Genomic DNA, 14,545 nt, shown 5'->3' on the forward strand with positions numbered 1-14,545 from the left:
TTTCTCAATTAAAACAAACTTAAAAATGCTCACAAAAAAAACCGCCTAAGACAAGGCGGCCTTAAAAAATCTAACAGAATTAAAAAACTCTACGAAGATGTCCCCTTTTCATTCTCAGAAGCCTCCATGCGAGCACGATCCCCAGCACCCTTCGCTTCAACATCACGATCAACAAATTCTATAACAGCCATAGGCGCATTATCACCGGTACGAAACCCCGCTTTCATAATACGTAAATATCCACCGTTGCGTGATGCATAACGTGGCGCAAGCGTATCAAATAATTTTGCAACCTTTCCTGCATCACGAAGTGCTGCAATTGCTTGCCGACGCGCATGCAAACCACCACGCTTACCAAGAGTAACGAGTTTTTCAACAATAGGACGAATTTCTTTAGCCTTTGGAAGCGTTGTCACAATCTGCTCATGCTCGATCAACGAAGTTGCCATATTTGCAAACATCGCTTTACGGTGACTGGCAGTACGATTCAACTTGCGTCCTGACTTACTGTGGCGCATAAGCCCTCTCCTTAAATTCTAATTTTAATATTGATCTTCATAACGTTTTGCAAGATCATCAATGTTTTCAGGCGGCCACGCAGGAATTTCCATCCCAAGATGTAATCCCATACATGCCAAAACTTCTTTAATCTCATTCAACGATTTGCGACCAAAATTCGGTGTACGAAGCATTTCAGATTCTGTTTTTTGAATAAGATCACCAATATAGACAATATTATCATTCTTAAGACAATTTGCCGAACGAACTGAAAGTTCTAATTCATCTACTTTTTTGAGAAGAGCAGGATTAAAAGAAAGCTCAGAATCAGCCTCTTCAACAGGCTCCTTCTGTGGCTCTTCAAAGTTAATAAATAGCGATAATTGATCCTGAAGAATGCGTGCTGCAAAAGCAACAGCATCCTCTCCATTAACCGCACCATTCGTTTCAATCGTTAAGGTCAATTTATCATAATCCAAAACTTGACCTTCACGCGTATTTTCCACTTTATAAGACACTTTACGAATTGGTGAATAAAGACTGTCAATTGGAATAAGCCCTATACGTGCATCATCAACACAATTACGATCAGATGGAACATACCCCTTCCCTGTGTTGACAATGAACTCCATACGAATTTCAGCATCTTCATCAAGAGTACAAATAACATGATCTGGATTTAGAATTTGCATATCCCCAACGGTACTGATATCTCCCGCTTTCACGACGCCAGGCCCCTCTTTATAAACAACGACACGTTTAGGACCTTCTTCTTCCATACGAAGCGCAATTTCCTTTATATTCAGAATAATATCTGTAACATCCTCACGCACACCTGGAATCGATGAAAATTCATGTAAGACACCGTCAATCTGCACAGCAGTAATAGCAGCACCACGAAGCGAAGATAACAACACGCGACGAAGTGCATTTCCTAACGTTAAGCCAAAACCCCGCTCAAGAGGTTCAGCGATCACACTTATAACATTTGGATTATCATGCGCACATGATTCAACCTTATTGGGTTTAATAAGTTCTTGCCAGTTTTTCTGGATCATATTTTTATTCCCGTTCTTTAGTTCCGTTACCATTCAATCGTAACGACCAATGTGAACATCAGAGAAATCTCCGACAACAAAAAACAACACCCAATTAAACACGCCGCCTTTTCCGCGGACGACATCCATTATGAGGAATTGGTGTTACATCACGAATAGAAGTAATGACAAAACCAACAGATTGCAATGCACGTAGAGCAGATTCACGTCCTGATCCAGGTCCACAAACTTCAACTTCCAAAGAACGCATACCATGCTCTTGCGCTTTTCTTGCACAATCCTCCGCAGCAACTTGAGCAGCAAAAGGTGTCGATTTACGCGCACCTTTAAACCCTTGGGCCCCCGCAGATGACCAAGCAATTGCATTACCCTGAGCATCAGTAATAGTAATCATTGTGTTATTAAATGTTGAATTAATATGCACAACACCCGATGAAATATTTTTACGTTCGCGACGACGAACACGTGTGGCTTCCTTGGCCATAATTTCCCTTTCAACGATCTCATCACTGCCGTAACATCAGCAGCTCCACCTTCTTTTCCTTGTCAAACAAATCAAACAAGAAACAGAATAATAAAAACCTTCCAAAAAGGTTCTTATTTCTTTTTACCGGCAATTGCCTTAGCTGGTCCTTTACGCGTACGGGCATTTGTATGTGTACGCTGCCCTCGGACAGGCAAAGACCGGCGATGACGCAATCCTCGATAACAACCAAGGTCCATCAAACGCTTCACATTCATAGCAACCTCACGACGAAGATCACCTTCAACTTGATAGCCTTGATCTATCGCCTCACGAATCTGCAGCACCTCAGCATCTGAAAGTTCATGCACACGACGCCCCAAGGGAATGCCAACTCTTTCAATAATTTCTTGAGCAAATTTTGGTCCAATCCCGTGGATATATTGAAGCGCAATAATTACACGCTTATTTGTCGGGATATTGACGCCAGCAATACGAGCCACGCCTACTCTCCTTAGTTATTTTGACAAATTGTTATAAAATACCTAATATACCTTGCAGAAAAAAATAGACTCAGAAAAAAATTCTTCCGAATCCTATTATTTCACTAAAATAAATTTAATTTATTTGTGATAGATTTCATCTCAAAAGTCAACTCTTTTCATTTATTTCTAAAAAAAAATCTCATGAAAGAAAACCTCTAATCATACGTGTCACTTCAGCAATACCAATCATTCCATCAATAACCTTCAACATTCCCCTCTCTGAATAAAATTTTGATAAGGGAGCTGTTTTTTCACGATGTTCTACTAATCTTTTTGCAAAAGCAACAGGATTGTCATCTAAACGAACCTGTCCACCAGCCGCTATTGTTTCCTCAACGCGCTTCTTCATACGTTCAATCAATACGTTTTCATCAACACACAACTCAATAACAGCATCAAGCCGCATATTTTTTGACTGCAAAATCTGTTGTAACGCTTCTGCCTGCCCCACAGTTCGAGGATATCCATCCAAAACAAAACCGTTTACACAATCAGTTTCATCAATCCGATCTGATACGATTTGGTTAACAATATTATCAGGAACCAAAGCACCAGAACTTATAATAGCTTTAGCTTTTTTACCAATCTCCGTTTCTTTGGCAATCACCTCACGCAACATATCCCCTGTTGATAAATGAGGAATGTTATATTCCTCGGTCAACATTTTTGCTTGCGTACCTTTTCCTGCTCCAGGAGGACCTAAAAGAATAACTCTCATCGATTCCTTCTACCTCCACGAAGTTTTGATTTTTTTATCAACCCTTCATATTGGTGCGCGACAAGATACCCCTGAATTTGAGCAACCGTATCAAGCGTAACAGTAACAACAATCAATAAGGATGTTCCCCCAAGATAAAAAGGAACCTGTAATGCAGATATCATAAATTCAGGTAACAAACAAACCAATATAATATAAACAGCGCCCACAACAGTAATACGCGTCAAAACGTAATCAATATATTCGGCTGTACGCTCACCTGGACGAATCCCTGGAATAAAACCAGAATGTTTTTTCAACTGATCTGCAGTATCACTTGGATTAAACACAATAGCTGTATAAAAAAAGCAAAAAAACGCCATTAAAAATGCATAAACAATCATATAAAGTGGCTGTCCATGACCAAGAGCATAAGAAATCGCCTGAACCCATTGTGGCATTTTATCAGAAAAATTATTAATAGTGGCAGGTAATAATAATAAAGATGAAGCAAAAATAGGTGGAATAACACCAGCAGTATTCAACTTTAAAGGAAGATGCGACATATCTCCTTGAAACATTTGATTCCCAACCTGACGTTTCGGATACTGGATAAGAATTCGCCGTTGCGCACGCTCTATAAAAACAATAAGCCCAATAACCAAAACAGCAATAAGAACGATTCCTATTAAAAGAAAAGTTGATAAATCAGCCTGACTATGAGCTGTCAAAAGCTGAGCAAAAGTAGAAGGAAAGTTGGCTACAATCCCTGTAAAAATGATAAGAGAAACCCCATTACCAACACCACGTGACGTAATTTGCTCGCCAAGCCACATAAGAAACATCGTTCCTCCAACAAGGGTAATAACAGAAGAAATACGAAACATAAGACCTGGTTCTAAAACAATTTGAAGCCCCGTCCCTATACCGCTTTCAAGCGCAATCGCAATACCAAAAGCTTGTAGAATTGCCAATACTACTGTTACATAACGCGTATACTGATTGATAATCTTACGACCTAATTCCCCTTCTTTTTTAAGAGTTTCCAAAGAAGGAATAATAGATGTTAACAATTGCACAATAATAGATGCCGATATATAAGGCATGATACCCAGCGCAAAAATAGCCATACGCCCAACGGCACCCCCAGCAAACATATTAAAGAGTCCTAATACACCCGACGCATGATGTTCAAATGTTTGCCGTAAAGCATCGATATTAATACCTGGAAGAGAGATGTAAGTGCCAAAGCGATATACAAGAAGCGCTGCCAGAGTAAACGAGATGCGTTTCTTTAATTCAGTTGCACGAGAAAAGGTACCGAAGTTTATATTGGAAGCAAATTGCTCTGCTGCTGATGCCATAAAACGTCTCCACTTCACTACTCCAGTTCTTTAAATCACGGAAGTATAACCCTAAAATTCATATATACATACACAAATAAATGCAGAACTTAAAAAAAATCCCCACAAAAAATCCCCACAAAAGATCCCACAGAACAGATGTAACTATTCTTTAGGTCTCTACTCATATAAAAAATTATTGAGCAATATCAGGCAAAATAACCTGACCACCCACTTTTTCAATCTTAACACGAGCAGCTTGTGAAGCACCAGAAACATGAAAGGTAATCTTAGCCTTCAAATCACCATCAGAAAGAAGACGAACCCCATCTTTTTCACGACGAATAATACCAGCTTCTTTCAAAGCAATCATATCAACAGGCTTTTCAATATTCAACTTACCTGCATCAACTGCCAACTGAATACGTCCTAGTGAAACTTCATTGTAGGTTTTGGCAAAGAAATTTCTAAATCCACGTTTTGGCAAACGACGATAGATAGGCATTTGCCCACCTTCAAAACCATTAAGGGAAACACCAGAACGCGACTTTTGCCCTTTTACACCACGACCACCAGTCTTACCGGTACCGGAACCAATACCACGCCCAACACGCTTACGATTTTTTGTTGCGCCTTCACAATCACGCAGTTCATTGAGTTTCATATCTAATACTCCCGTAACCCTTAACCTTCATCTATAACGCGAACAAGATGCCGAACCCGAGCAATCATACCCCGCACACAAAGTGTATCATCTAAAACGCGACGACGACGCATTTTATTTAGTCCAAGCCCCTTTAAGGTTGCACGCTGAATCTGTGAGTTTCGAATAGGGCTTCCAATTTGCTCCACCGTGATAGTTTTACCACTCTGAGATTTTTTCTGAACCATTTTCTAATTCCTTTTCTGATAATCTCAGAAACTATCCTTCTAGGTCAACTAAATGGCGACGACGCGCCTGCAAAGTCGAATATTTTATACCACGCTGAGCAGCAATATCTCTAGGATGCATTTGATGTTTCAATGCATCAAATGTTGCACGAACCATGTTATAAGGATTAGACGATCCCAATGATTTTGCAACGACATCCTGCATACCAAGAGCTTCAAAAATAGCACGCATCGGTCCCCCAGCAATAATACCAGTACCAGCAGAAGCCGAACGTAGCAAAACACGCCCAGCTCCGTGACGCCCTTCAAGATCATGGTGCAATGTACGTCCAGACCGAAGCGGAACATAAATCATCCCACGTTTTGCAGATTCCGTTGCTTTACGAACAGCTTCTGGAACTTCACGGGCTTTACCATGTCCAAAACCTACACGTCCTTTTTGATCTCCAACGACAACAAGAGCAGCAAAACCAAAACGCCGACCACCCTTTACAACTTTAGCAACACGATTGATATGAACTAGCCTATCGACAAACTCATTATCGCGTTCTTCTCTCTCACCACGTTCTTTTTGTGCCATTCCTCATTCCTTTTTCTTTTCCGGAAGCACGATAACAAAGTCCCTCATCAAAATGGAAGAACTTAAACGAAACACTCTAAACTCTCCTTACTCACTCACAAATAAGAAATTTTAGAAATTCAAACCACCTTCACGAGCAGCTTCAGCTAAAGCCTTGACTCGACCATGATACACATACGCTCCACGATCAAAAACCACTTCATTAACACCCGCTTGCTTCGCACGCTCAGCAATTAACTTACCAACAGCAAAAGCTGCTTTTTTATCAGCACCACTCTTTAACGACTTTTTTAAATCACTTTCAAGAGTAGAGGCTGAAACAAGTGTACATCCCCGCAAATCATCGATAACTTGAGCATAAATGTTCTGATTTGAACGATAAACACTAAGCCGAGGACGATCATGAGAAACCATTTTAATTCTACGACGAACACGCCTTGCACGACGTTGGATAATGTCCTTAGATGAAACCATAATACAAAATCCTTATTTCTTTTTACCTTCTTTACGGAAGATACGTTCATCTGCATGCTTAACACCTTTACCTTTATAAGGCTCAGGTCTACGATACTCACGAATCTCCGCTGCAACTTGTCCAACTTGCTGTTTATCAATTCCAGAAACAACAATTTCTGTCGGCTTAGGAACAGTTACAGTAACACCCGATGGAACTTTATAAACCACATCATGGGAAAAGCCTAGAGATAGTTGGATATCCTTACCCTGCAAAGCAGCACGATAACCAACCCCATTAATCTCCAACCTCTTTTCAAAACCATCTTTCACACCACAAAAAATGTTCTCAATCATTGAGCGCGACATACCCCATTTAGAACGCGCATCTTTTGACTGATCCCGCGGCATAACTGATATGATATTTTCCTCAAACTTGACTAAGACTTCATCATTGACGACGTAGCTCAGCTCACCTTTTGGACCTTTTGCCTTAACCAGCTGACCTTCAACAGTAGCAGTAACTCCAGAAGGAATTGAAATGGGTTTCTTTCCAATACGAGACATTGTTCTAACCTACTTTTTCTTCCGTTTTCTTGACATAACTTAGAAAACACGACAAAGGAGTTCTCCACCAACATTCTGTTCACGCGCCTCATGATCTGCCATGACGCCTTTAGGAGTCGATAAAATCGAAATACCAAGACCATTTGCCACCTGTGGAAGTGACTTAGCAGAAACATACACACGACGACCTGGCTTTGATACACGTGAAATCTCACGAATAACAGCCAGCCCTTCAAAATACTTCAATTCGATTTCAATTTCAGCTTTCCCGTCACCTAAATCAATTTGATTATATCCACGAATATAACCTTCCGACTGAAGAACATCAAGAACGTGCGCACGAAGCTTCGAAGCTGGAGTAACTACTTTACCTTTTTTACGACCAAGTGCATTACGAATACGTGTTAACATATCACCAAGAGGATCTGACATAGACATTAAATAATCTCCTCTTACCAACTAGACTTTACAACACCAGGAATATGGCCAATAGAGCCAAGCTCACGCAACGCAATTCGCGACATTTTTAATTTACGATAATAAGCCCGCGGACGACCTGAAACCTCACAGCGATTACGAATACGAACTTTCGAAGAATTACGTGGCAACTCTGCCAACTGAACAGAAGCTTTAAAACGTTCTTCAAGAGAAACCTTCTGATCCATAACTATTGCTTTCAAACGTGCACGACGGGCAGCATAACGCTTTACCATCACCTCACGACGCTTATTTTTTTCAACGGCACTTACTTTGGCCATACTTTCACCTCACTATGTCTGCCGTTACGAACGAAAAGGAAAATTAAAAGCACGCAATAACTCACGAGCTTCATCATCCGTTTTTGCTGTCGTACAAACAATAATATCCATGCCCCAAATTTGATCAACTTTATCATAGTTGATTTCTGGAAACACAATGTGTTCTTTAATACCCATAGCAAAATTGCCACGACCATCAAAACTCTTTGGATTCAAACCACGAAAGTCACGAACCCGTGGAAGAGCAATCGTAACAAGACGATCTAAAAACTCAAACATACGATCTTTACGCAATGTAACTTTAGCCCCAAGAGGCATTCCTTCACGAACCTTAAAGGTCGCAACAGAATTACGCGCACGTGTAACAACAGCCTTCTGACCTGTTATTAGCCCTAAATCCTCAGCAGCAAGGGAAGGCTTCTTCGAATCAGCAGTTGCTTCACCTATCCCCATATTTATTACAATTTTATCAATCCGCGGAATTTGCATCGCATTTCTGTAATTAAACTTCTCTTGAAGCGCTTTACGAATCACTTCAAAATAATGCGCTTTCATACGCGGTATTTGTCTTTCCTCAGCCATTAATCAACTCTCCCGAACGCTTGGCAAAACGCACTTTATTACCATCTGCATTCATACGAAAGCCTACACGTGTAGGCTTACCATCTTTAGGATCAGCAATCGCCAAATTAGACAGATGAATCGGAGCTTCTTTAGAAATAATTCCAGCTTCTTGCTTCTGCGTTTGACGTTGATGACGTTTAATCATATTAATCCCACGAACAAAAGCCTTATTCTCTTTTGGACTAACCTTAATTACTTCACCACTACATCCTTTATCCTTACCGGATAAAACAATAACTTTATCACCTTTTCGAATCTTCTGCATAACATTTACTCCTTACAGAACTTCAGGAGCGAGCGAGATGATCTTCATATGATTCCTACCACGCAATTCGCGGGGAACAGGTCCAAAGATACGAGTACCGATCGGCTCTTTTTTATTATCCACTAAAACCGCAGCATTACTATCAAAACGAATGACACTACCATCTGCGCGACGAATATCCTTAGCAGTACGAACCACAACAGCTTTCATAACATCACCTTTTTTAACACGGCCACGAGGAATAGCATCCTTAACCGAAACAACAATAATGTCACCGACCGAAGCATATTTCCGCTTTGAACCGCCTAACACCTTGATGCACATGACACGACGAGCACCAGAATTATCAGCAACGTCGAGGTTTGTTTGCATCTGAATCATGACTGGCCACCTTCTCTTAACACATATATCCGATTGTACCTTTTATACACTCGGATTTGCCTGCCAAATAACGATAAAGTCATCGCCTTTAAATTTATCAATGATAAAAACACTGTTAAATTCTAAAACAATAAACTTAACTCATTACGCTACATTGTCTTTTACAACAATCCAACATTTATCTTTCGAAATTGGTCTAGATTCTTGAATAGAAACTTGATCCCCAATCTTGAATTGGTTGTTTTCGTCATGCGCTTTATAATTTTTAGACTGCCGAACAGTCTTCTTAAGAAGCGGATGAGAATAACGGCGCTCAACTTTGACAACAACAGTCTTATCACTTTTGTCGCTAATAACAACACCCTGCAAAACGCGTTTAGGCATCTCTCATTTCCTTAAACCTTACTTTCACTTACCTTTTGACGAAGAAAAGTTTTAATACGCGCAATATCACGACGAACCTGTCTAACACGCGCAGTCTTTTCTAATTGACCTGTTGCTTTTTGAAAACGCAAATTAAATTGCTCTTTCTTTAACTTAGCCAATTCATCTTTCATTTGGTCGAGCGTCTGCGCCCGTAATTCTGTGGCTTTCATCGCTTAACCTCATTATTCAGCAATACGCTGGATGAAACGCGTTTTTATAGGCAACTTTGCAGCACCCAATCTTAGTGCTTCACGTGCAACATCCTCAGGAACTCCATCAAGCTCAAACATGATGCGTCCAGGAGCAACACGTGCAGCCCAATAATCGACACTTCCCTTACCTTTACCCATACGAACTTCAGTCGGCTTAGATGTAACCGGAAGATCTGGAAAAATGCGAATCCACACACGACCAGAACGCTTCATATAACGCGTAATCGCACGGCGCGCCGCTTCAATTTGACGAGCAGTAATCCGCTCCGGCTCAACAGCCTTCAAACCGTAGGCACCGAAATTCAAATCCGTACCACCCTTCGCAACACCGTGAATACGGCCCTTGAACTGTTTACGGAACTTTGTGCGCTTTGGCTGCAACATTGTTCTCTACTCCAAATTTTAGTTCAATCTCAAAAACTAAGCATTTTCACGGCGACGATTCGATGAAGAACCAGATTGATCAACTTCCGTAGCACGACGTTCTGAAGCCATCGGATCATGCTCAAGAATCTCACCCCTAAAGACCCAAACTTTAATACCACAAATACCATAAGCAGTCTTAGCTTCTGCTGTACCGTAATCAACATCAGAACGCAAGGTATGAAGTGGAACACGACCTTCACGATACCATTCCATACGAGCAATTTCAGCACCACCAAGACGGCCAGAACAATTGATACGAATACCTTCTGCACCAAGACGCATAGCAGACTGAACAGCACGCTTCATTGCACGACGAAAAGCAACACGACGCTCTAACTGTTGAGCAATTGATTGCGCAATAATCGTGGCATCAATCTCCGGTTTACGAATCTCCACAATATTTAATGAAGTTTCAGCATCCGTCATTTCTGAGAGCTTACGACGAAGCTTTTCGATATCAGCACCCTTTTTACCAATAATCAAACCAGGACGTGCAGAATGAATCGTAATACGACACTTCTTATGAGGACGCTCAATAACAACCTTCGAAATAGCCGCCTGTTTAAGCTCCTCCAGCACGTATGAACGAATTTTCAAATCTTCATGAAGAAGGCGCCCATATTCACCACTATCAGCATACCAACGAGAATCCCAAGTCCGATTAACACCAAGACGAAGTCCTATTGGATTGATCTTCTGACCCATTACGCGGCCTCCACTTTTTCGGTAACTTCACGAACAATAACAGTAAGATGCGAAAATGGACGTTCAATTCTACTAGCACGCCCTCGACCACGAACATGAAAGCGCTTCATCACTATCGACTTACCAACATAAGCTTCCGCCACAATAAGCGAATCAATATCAAGATCGTGGTTATTCTCTGCATTTGCAATTGCTGATTCAAGCGTTTTTTTCACAGTAGCAGCAATACGCTTGCGTGAAAACATCAAATCAGCGAGTGCTACATTAACTCTTTTACCACGAATCATTGCAGCAACTAAATTAAGCTTCTGCGGACTTACACGAATTGTCCGCGTGACAGCTCTTGCTTCATTATCTCTAAGCTGGCGCGAAACTTTAGCTTTTCCCATTCCTACTTCCTCTTCGCTTTTTTATCGGCACCATGACCATAATAAGTCCGGGTAGGAGCGAACTCACCAAACTTATGTCCAACCATCTCTTCAGAAACAGAAACAGGAATATGCTTATTACCGTTGTAAACACCAAAAGTTAAACCAACAAATTGCGGTAAAATAGTAGAGCGACGACTCCATATTTTTATAACTTCATTGCGCCCACTTGCACGTACCTTCTCTGCTTTACCAAGAAGATAGCCGTCAACAAACGGACCTTTCCACACTGAACGAACCACTTCAGACTACCTTTCTCATTTCTTGCGTTGATGACGCGTACGCATAATAAATTTATCAGTGGCTTTATTGGAGCGCGTACGCTTACCTTTCGTAGGCTTACCCCAAGGAGATACTGGATGGCGCCCCCCCGATGTACGACCTTCACCACCACCGTGCGGATGATCAACGGGATTCATAGCAACACCACGAACATGTGGACGTTTACCACGCCAACGTGACCGACCTGCCTTACCATCATTAATATTCCCATGATCAGGATTTGAAACAGCACCAACAGTTGCAAAACAGCTACTAGAAACCAAACGCTGTTCACCAGAATTTAAACGAAGAATAGCCATACCATGATCTCGTCCAACCAACTGCGCATAAGTACCCGCTGAACGTGCAATCTGCCCCCCTTTTCCTGGCTTCATCTCAACATTATGAATAATTGTACCTACAGGCATATTAGCAAGAGGCATAGCATTACCTGGTTTAACATCCACATTTAAACCAGCCATAACAGAATCACCAACCGCAAGACGCTGTGGCGCAAGAATATAACTCAATTGCCCGTCCTCATAGCGAATTAAAGCAATAAAAGCAGTACGGTTAGGATCATATTCTAAACGCTCAACCTTTGCTGAAACATCACGTTTAAGACGCTTAAAGTCTACAAACCGATAACTACGTTTATGTCCACCACCCTGAAAACGAGCAGTAACACGACCGCGATTATTACGTCCACCCTTTGAAGACAAACCTTCAGTCAACATCTTTATAGGTTTTCCCTTATAAAGACAAGAACGTCCCACAATAACAAGCTGACGCTGCCCAGGTGTCGTTGGATTAAATTGCTTAAGTGCCATTATTCCTATCTCCGAGCCTCTTTAAAGACCTGTCGAAACGTCGATAGTCTGACCACTGGCCAGAGTTACGATCGCTTTTTTGACATCACTTTGCCGACCAACTATACCTTTGAAACGCTTCACTTTACCCTTGCGGACTATCGTGTTAACTGCTTTAACTTTTACGCTAAAAAGCGCTTCAATAGCAGCCTTAATCTCAGGCTTCGTCGCTTTCGGCGCGACATTAAAAGCAACTTGATTATATTCAGAAATCATAGTCGACTTTTCAGTAATAACTGGACTAATAATTATATCATAATGGCGAAGATCTGTCATTTAAAACGCTCCTCAAGAGCCTCAACAGCTGCCTTTGATAAAACAAGTTTGCTGCGACGCAAAATATCATAAACATTAATTCCCTGAATAGGCAAAATATCAATATTAGGGATATTAGAGACTGCACGAAAAAAGTTAATATCAATCTCTTTACCACCAATCAAGAGAGCGTTATTAAATCCAAGCTTAGAAAAATGAGAAACAAGCATTTTCGTTTTCGCATCCTTAACAGTCAACTCATCCACAATAATTAAGTCTTTTGCTTTTAATTTTGCAGATAAAGCAAGACGTAACCCAAGAGCACGAATCTTTTTAGGAAGATCATGCGCATGGCTACGAACCACCGGTCCATGTGCCTTACCCCCACCTCTAAACTGCGGTGCACGGGCAGATGAATGTCGAGCACGCCCAGTTCCTTTTTGCTTAAACATTTTTGCCCCTGTTCGTGACACATCAGAACGACCTTGGGATTGATGACTCCCCTGCTGACGGCGTGCAAGCTGCCAGCGAACAACACGTTGCAAAATATCCTCACGTGGAACAAGATCAAAAATAGCTTCAGAAACCTTTAACTTACCAGCTTCATTACCATCAAGAGTTTTAATTACAAGATCCATTATTAGGCTCCCTCAACTTCAGAGGTTTCCGTCACCGGAGTAACCATTTCCGTTTTCTCCTTCACAAGACGGCGAATACCAGCAGGCTTTGGAGCATTATCAGGAAGACGCTTCTTCACAGCATCCCGTACCAAAATCCAAGAACCTTTAGAACCAGAAACAGCACCACGCACTAAAATTAAACCACGTTCACTATCCGTGGAAATAACTTCAATATTCTGTGTTGTTACACGCACTTGCCCCATATGGCCAGCCATTTTTTTACCTTTAAAAACTTTACCAGGATCTTGGCACTGCCCTGTAGAACCATGAGCACGATGTGTGATCGAATTACCATGGGAAGCACGATGCCCACCAAAGTTATGCCGTTTCATAACACCAGCAAACCCCTTACCAATACTGGTACCAGTCACATCAACTCTCTGTCCTGGAACAAAATGTTCCACTGTAATCTCAGTACCAACATCAAGAAGATTGTCGGGACTCACACGAAACTCTGCTATTTTAGCTTTAGGCTCAACAGAAGCCTTAGCAAAATGTCCACGAAGAGCTTGTGAAGTGTTCTTAACTTTAGCAAAGCCTACACCTAATTGAACAGCAGTATAACCATTCTTTTCAACTGTACGCTGAGCAACGACTTGACAATTCTCCAAACGAAGTACGGTCACCGGCACATGCTCACCAGCATCATTATAAATACGGGTCATGCCCAGCTTCTGTGCTATTACACCTGAACGCATCGGGTCTGTTCCTTCTGTCCTCAAACCTCAGAGCTTAATTTCTACATCCACACCAGCAGAAAGATCGAGCTTCATAAGCGCATCCACTGTTTGCGGCGTTGGATCAACAATATCAAGAAGACGCTTATGTGTTCGCATCTCAAACTGCTCACGACTCTTCTTATCGATATGCGGTCCACGATTGACCGTAAATTTCTCAATCCGCGTCGGAAGCGGAATGGGACCACGGACATTTGCACCGGTACGCTTGGCAGTCGATACAATCTCACGCGTCGACGTATCAAGAATTCTATGATCAAACGCTTTTAAGCGAATGCGAATATTTTGACTGTTCATGCTCTTTATTTCCCTGTTATAGAAAGTGCCTTCAATAATAAAAGCACTCAACAAGCATTATTTATTCAATGATCTTAGAGACGATACCGGCACCAACAGTACGACCACCTTCACGAATAGCAAAAC

The 14,545-nt window shown here is 41.5% G+C and carries 27 protein-coding genes and 1 pseudogene; all 28 read right to left on the reverse strand.

Annotation, left to right across the window (positions count from 1 at the left end; all coding sequences use genetic code 11):
* Positions 1-89: 89 nt before the first annotated feature.
* Positions 90-518, reverse strand: coding sequence for a 50S ribosomal protein L17 (gene rplQ, locus ACFIJP_RS05180; RefSeq protein ID WP_273791421.1), 429 nt, complete (start codon positions 516-518; stop codon positions 90-92).
* A 24-nt stretch (positions 519-542) separates the two neighbouring features.
* Positions 543-1,556 (reverse strand): DNA-directed RNA polymerase subunit alpha, encoded by a 1,014-nt coding sequence (locus ACFIJP_RS05185; protein ID WP_375626041.1) that lies wholly within the window; start codon positions 1,554-1,556, stop codon positions 543-545.
* A 94-nt stretch (positions 1,557-1,650) separates the two neighbouring features.
* Positions 1,651-2,040 carry a 30S ribosomal protein S11 gene (gene rpsK / locus ACFIJP_RS05190; protein WP_007347762.1) on the reverse strand — a complete coding sequence of 130 codons (390 nt, stop codon included), beginning with the start codon at positions 2,038-2,040 and terminating at the stop codon, positions 1,651-1,653.
* 113 nt (positions 2,041-2,153) lie between these two features.
* Positions 2,154-2,522, reverse strand: coding sequence for a 30S ribosomal protein S13 (gene rpsM / locus ACFIJP_RS05195; RefSeq protein WP_026500557.1), 369 nt, complete (start codon positions 2,520-2,522; stop codon positions 2,154-2,156).
* A 181-nt stretch (positions 2,523-2,703) separates the two neighbouring features.
* Complete coding sequence (locus tag ACFIJP_RS05200; protein ID WP_375626044.1) at positions 2,704-3,282, reverse strand: adenylate kinase; 579 nt, start codon at positions 3,280-3,282, stop codon at positions 2,704-2,706.
* Positions 3,279-4,625 (reverse strand): preprotein translocase subunit SecY, encoded by a 1,347-nt coding sequence (gene secY, locus ACFIJP_RS05205; RefSeq protein WP_375626072.1) that lies wholly within the window; start codon positions 4,623-4,625, stop codon positions 3,279-3,281. Before secY ends, ACFIJP_RS05200 begins: the two co-directional genes overlap by 4 nt.
* 175 nt (positions 4,626-4,800) lie before the next feature.
* Entirely contained in the window at positions 4,801-5,268 is a 468-nt protein-coding gene (rplO, locus tag ACFIJP_RS05210) for a 50S ribosomal protein L15 (protein ID WP_375626046.1), read from the reverse strand.
* Positions 5,269-5,288: 20 nt separating this feature from the next.
* On the reverse strand, positions 5,289-5,495 hold the full coding sequence (gene rpmD, locus ACFIJP_RS05215) for a 50S ribosomal protein L30 (RefSeq protein WP_375626048.1): 207 nt from the start codon (positions 5,493-5,495) through the stop codon (positions 5,289-5,291).
* A gap of 31 nt (positions 5,496-5,526) precedes the next feature.
* Positions 5,527-6,075 carry a 30S ribosomal protein S5 gene (gene rpsE / locus ACFIJP_RS05220; RefSeq protein WP_015856574.1) on the reverse strand — a complete coding sequence of 183 codons (549 nt, stop codon included), beginning with the start codon at positions 6,073-6,075 and terminating at the stop codon, positions 5,527-5,529.
* A gap of 111 nt (positions 6,076-6,186) precedes the next feature.
* A complete protein-coding gene (rplR, locus tag ACFIJP_RS05225; protein WP_015856575.1) occupies positions 6,187-6,549 on the reverse strand; it encodes a 50S ribosomal protein L18 in 363 nt (120 codons plus the stop codon).
* A 12-nt stretch (positions 6,550-6,561) separates the two neighbouring features.
* The gene (gene rplF, locus ACFIJP_RS05230; RefSeq protein ID WP_375626051.1) at positions 6,562-7,095 is read right to left on the reverse strand and encodes a 50S ribosomal protein L6; all 534 of its coding nucleotides are present in this window, start codon (positions 7,093-7,095) and stop codon (positions 6,562-6,564) included.
* 39 nt (positions 7,096-7,134) lie between these two features.
* A complete protein-coding gene (gene rpsH / locus ACFIJP_RS05235; protein ID WP_375626053.1) occupies positions 7,135-7,533 on the reverse strand; it encodes a 30S ribosomal protein S8 in 399 nt (132 codons plus the stop codon).
* Positions 7,534-7,547: 14 nt separating this feature from the next.
* Complete coding sequence (gene rpsN, locus ACFIJP_RS05240; protein ID WP_375626055.1) at positions 7,548-7,853, reverse strand: 30S ribosomal protein S14; 306 nt, start codon at positions 7,851-7,853, stop codon at positions 7,548-7,550.
* Between the two features lie 24 nt (positions 7,854-7,877).
* Positions 7,878-8,435, reverse strand: a complete 558-nt coding sequence (rplE, locus tag ACFIJP_RS05245) for a 50S ribosomal protein L5 (RefSeq protein ID WP_375626057.1) — start codon at positions 8,433-8,435, stop codon at positions 7,878-7,880.
* Complete coding sequence (rplX, locus tag ACFIJP_RS05250; protein ID WP_375626059.1) at positions 8,428-8,742, reverse strand: 50S ribosomal protein L24; 315 nt, start codon at positions 8,740-8,742, stop codon at positions 8,428-8,430. Before rplX ends, rplE begins: the two co-directional genes overlap by 8 nt.
* A 12-nt stretch (positions 8,743-8,754) precedes the next feature.
* Complete coding sequence (rplN, locus tag ACFIJP_RS05255; protein WP_004855715.1) at positions 8,755-9,123, reverse strand: 50S ribosomal protein L14; 369 nt, start codon at positions 9,121-9,123, stop codon at positions 8,755-8,757.
* Positions 9,124-9,267: 144 nt separating this feature from the next.
* Positions 9,268-9,507 (reverse strand): 30S ribosomal protein S17, encoded by a 240-nt coding sequence (gene rpsQ / locus ACFIJP_RS05260; RefSeq protein ID WP_012231991.1) that lies wholly within the window; start codon positions 9,505-9,507, stop codon positions 9,268-9,270.
* An 11-nt stretch (positions 9,508-9,518) separates the two neighbouring features.
* On the reverse strand, positions 9,519-9,719 hold the full coding sequence (gene rpmC, locus ACFIJP_RS05265) for a 50S ribosomal protein L29 (RefSeq protein ID WP_273788260.1): 201 nt from the start codon (positions 9,717-9,719) through the stop codon (positions 9,519-9,521).
* Positions 9,720-9,731: 12 nt separating this feature from the next.
* Positions 9,732-10,145, reverse strand: coding sequence for a 50S ribosomal protein L16 (gene rplP / locus ACFIJP_RS05270; RefSeq protein WP_015856581.1), 414 nt, complete (start codon positions 10,143-10,145; stop codon positions 9,732-9,734).
* Between the two features lie 36 nt (positions 10,146-10,181).
* Positions 10,182-10,892, reverse strand: a complete 711-nt coding sequence (gene rpsC, locus ACFIJP_RS05275) for a 30S ribosomal protein S3 (RefSeq protein WP_375626062.1) — start codon at positions 10,890-10,892, stop codon at positions 10,182-10,184.
* Positions 10,892-11,281 (reverse strand): 50S ribosomal protein L22, encoded by a 390-nt coding sequence (gene rplV / locus ACFIJP_RS05280; protein ID WP_208439680.1) that lies wholly within the window; start codon positions 11,279-11,281, stop codon positions 10,892-10,894. The genes rpsC and rplV overlap by 1 nt, the downstream gene beginning before the upstream one ends.
* A gap of 2 nt (positions 11,282-11,283) precedes the next feature.
* Positions 11,284-11,562 carry a 30S ribosomal protein S19 gene (rpsS, locus tag ACFIJP_RS05285; protein WP_004855734.1) on the reverse strand — a complete coding sequence of 93 codons (279 nt, stop codon included), beginning with the start codon at positions 11,560-11,562 and terminating at the stop codon, positions 11,284-11,286.
* Between the two features lie 15 nt (positions 11,563-11,577).
* Complete coding sequence (rplB, locus tag ACFIJP_RS05290; RefSeq protein WP_375626065.1) at positions 11,578-12,411, reverse strand: 50S ribosomal protein L2; 834 nt, start codon at positions 12,409-12,411, stop codon at positions 11,578-11,580.
* Between the two features lie 21 nt (positions 12,412-12,432).
* The gene (locus tag ACFIJP_RS05295) at positions 12,433-12,726 is read right to left on the reverse strand and encodes a 50S ribosomal protein L23 (protein WP_375619911.1); all 294 of its coding nucleotides are present in this window, start codon (positions 12,724-12,726) and stop codon (positions 12,433-12,435) included.
* Complete coding sequence (gene rplD, locus ACFIJP_RS05300) at positions 12,723-13,343, reverse strand: 50S ribosomal protein L4 (protein WP_015856586.1); 621 nt, start codon at positions 13,341-13,343, stop codon at positions 12,723-12,725. Before rplD ends, ACFIJP_RS05295 begins: the two co-directional genes overlap by 4 nt.
* A gap of 2 nt (positions 13,344-13,345) precedes the next feature.
* On the reverse strand, positions 13,346-14,083 hold the full coding sequence (rplC, locus tag ACFIJP_RS05305) for a 50S ribosomal protein L3 (protein ID WP_015856587.1): 738 nt from the start codon (positions 14,081-14,083) through the stop codon (positions 13,346-13,348).
* A gap of 27 nt (positions 14,084-14,110) precedes the next feature.
* Positions 14,111-14,419 (reverse strand): 30S ribosomal protein S10, encoded by a 309-nt coding sequence (gene rpsJ / locus ACFIJP_RS05310; RefSeq protein WP_005773267.1) that lies wholly within the window; start codon positions 14,417-14,419, stop codon positions 14,111-14,113.
* Positions 14,420-14,480: 61 nt separating this feature from the next.
* A pseudogene (locus ACFIJP_RS05315) lies at positions 14,481-14,545 on the reverse strand (elongation factor Tu); the annotation flags it as partial.

The sequence above is a fragment of the Bartonella sp. MU37NMGALS genome, assembly GCF_042194015.1.
In the GTDB taxonomy this organism is placed as follows: Bacteria; Pseudomonadota; Alphaproteobacteria; order Rhizobiales; family Rhizobiaceae; genus Bartonella; species Bartonella grahamii.

Coding starts and splice junctions, on each gene's coding strand:
- rplQ (WP_273791421.1), bottom strand. CDS start 518: ATGCGCCACAGTAAGTCAGGACGCAAGTTGAATCGTACTGCCAGTCAC.
- ACFIJP_RS05185 (WP_375626041.1), bottom strand. CDS start 1,556: ATGATCCAGAAAAACTGGCAAGAACTTATTAAACCCAATAAGGTTGAA.
- rpsK (WP_007347762.1), bottom strand. CDS start 2,040: ATGGCCAAGGAAGCCACACGTGTTCGTCGTCGCGAACGTAAAAATATT.
- ACFIJP_RS05200 (WP_375626044.1), bottom strand. CDS start 3,282: ATGAGAGTTATTCTTTTAGGTCCTCCTGGAGCAGGAAAAGGTACGCAA.
- secY (WP_375626072.1), bottom strand. CDS start 4,625: ATGGCATCAGCAGCAGAGCAATTTGCTTCCAATATAAACTTCGGTACC.
- rplO (WP_375626046.1), bottom strand. CDS start 5,268: ATGAAACTCAATGAACTGCGTGATTGTGAAGGCGCAACAAAAAATCGT.
- rpmD (WP_375626048.1), bottom strand. CDS start 5,495: ATGGTTCAGAAAAAATCTCAGAGTGGTAAAACTATCACGGTGGAGCAA.
- rpsE (WP_015856574.1), bottom strand. CDS start 6,075: ATGGCACAAAAAGAACGTGGTGAGAGAGAAGAACGCGATAATGAGTTT.
- rplR (WP_015856575.1), bottom strand. CDS start 6,549: ATGGTTTCATCTAAGGACATTATCCAACGTCGTGCAAGGCGTGTTCGT.
- rplF (WP_375626051.1), bottom strand. CDS start 7,095: ATGTCTCGTATTGGAAAGAAACCCATTTCAATTCCTTCTGGAGTTACT.
- rpsH (WP_375626053.1), bottom strand. CDS start 7,533: ATGTCTATGTCAGATCCTCTTGGTGATATGTTAACACGTATTCGTAAT.
- rpsN (WP_375626055.1), bottom strand. CDS start 7,853: ATGGCCAAAGTAAGTGCCGTTGAAAAAAATAAGCGTCGTGAGGTGATG.
- rplE (WP_375626057.1), bottom strand. CDS start 8,435: ATGGCTGAGGAAAGACAAATACCGCGTATGAAAGCGCATTATTTTGAA.
- rplX (WP_375626059.1), bottom strand. CDS start 8,742: ATGCAGAAGATTCGAAAAGGTGATAAAGTTATTGTTTTATCCGGTAAG.
- rplN (WP_004855715.1), bottom strand. CDS start 9,123: ATGATTCAGATGCAAACAAACCTCGACGTTGCTGATAATTCTGGTGCT.
- rpsQ (WP_012231991.1), bottom strand. CDS start 9,507: ATGCCTAAACGCGTTTTGCAGGGTGTTGTTATTAGCGACAAAAGTGAT.
- rpmC (WP_273788260.1), bottom strand. CDS start 9,719: ATGAAAGCCACAGAATTACGGGCGCAGACGCTCGACCAAATGAAAGAT.
- rplP (WP_015856581.1), bottom strand. CDS start 10,145: ATGTTGCAGCCAAAGCGCACAAAGTTCCGTAAACAGTTCAAGGGCCGT.
- rpsC (WP_375626062.1), bottom strand. CDS start 10,892: ATGGGTCAGAAGATCAATCCAATAGGACTTCGTCTTGGTGTTAATCGG.
- rplV (WP_208439680.1), bottom strand. CDS start 11,281: ATGGGAAAAGCTAAAGTTTCGCGCCAGCTTAGAGATAATGAAGCAAGA.
- rplB (WP_375626065.1), bottom strand. CDS start 12,411: ATGGCACTTAAGCAATTTAATCCAACGACACCTGGGCAGCGTCAGCTT.
- ACFIJP_RS05295 (WP_375619911.1), bottom strand. CDS start 12,726: ATGACAGATCTTCGCCATTATGATATAATTATTAGTCCAGTTATTACT.
- rplD (WP_015856586.1), bottom strand. CDS start 13,343: ATGGATCTTGTAATTAAAACTCTTGATGGTAATGAAGCTGGTAAGTTA.
- rplC (WP_015856587.1), bottom strand. CDS start 14,083: ATGCGTTCAGGTGTAATAGCACAGAAGCTGGGCATGACCCGTATTTAT.
- rpsJ (WP_005773267.1), bottom strand. CDS start 14,419: ATGAACAGTCAAAATATTCGCATTCGCTTAAAAGCGTTTGATCATAGA.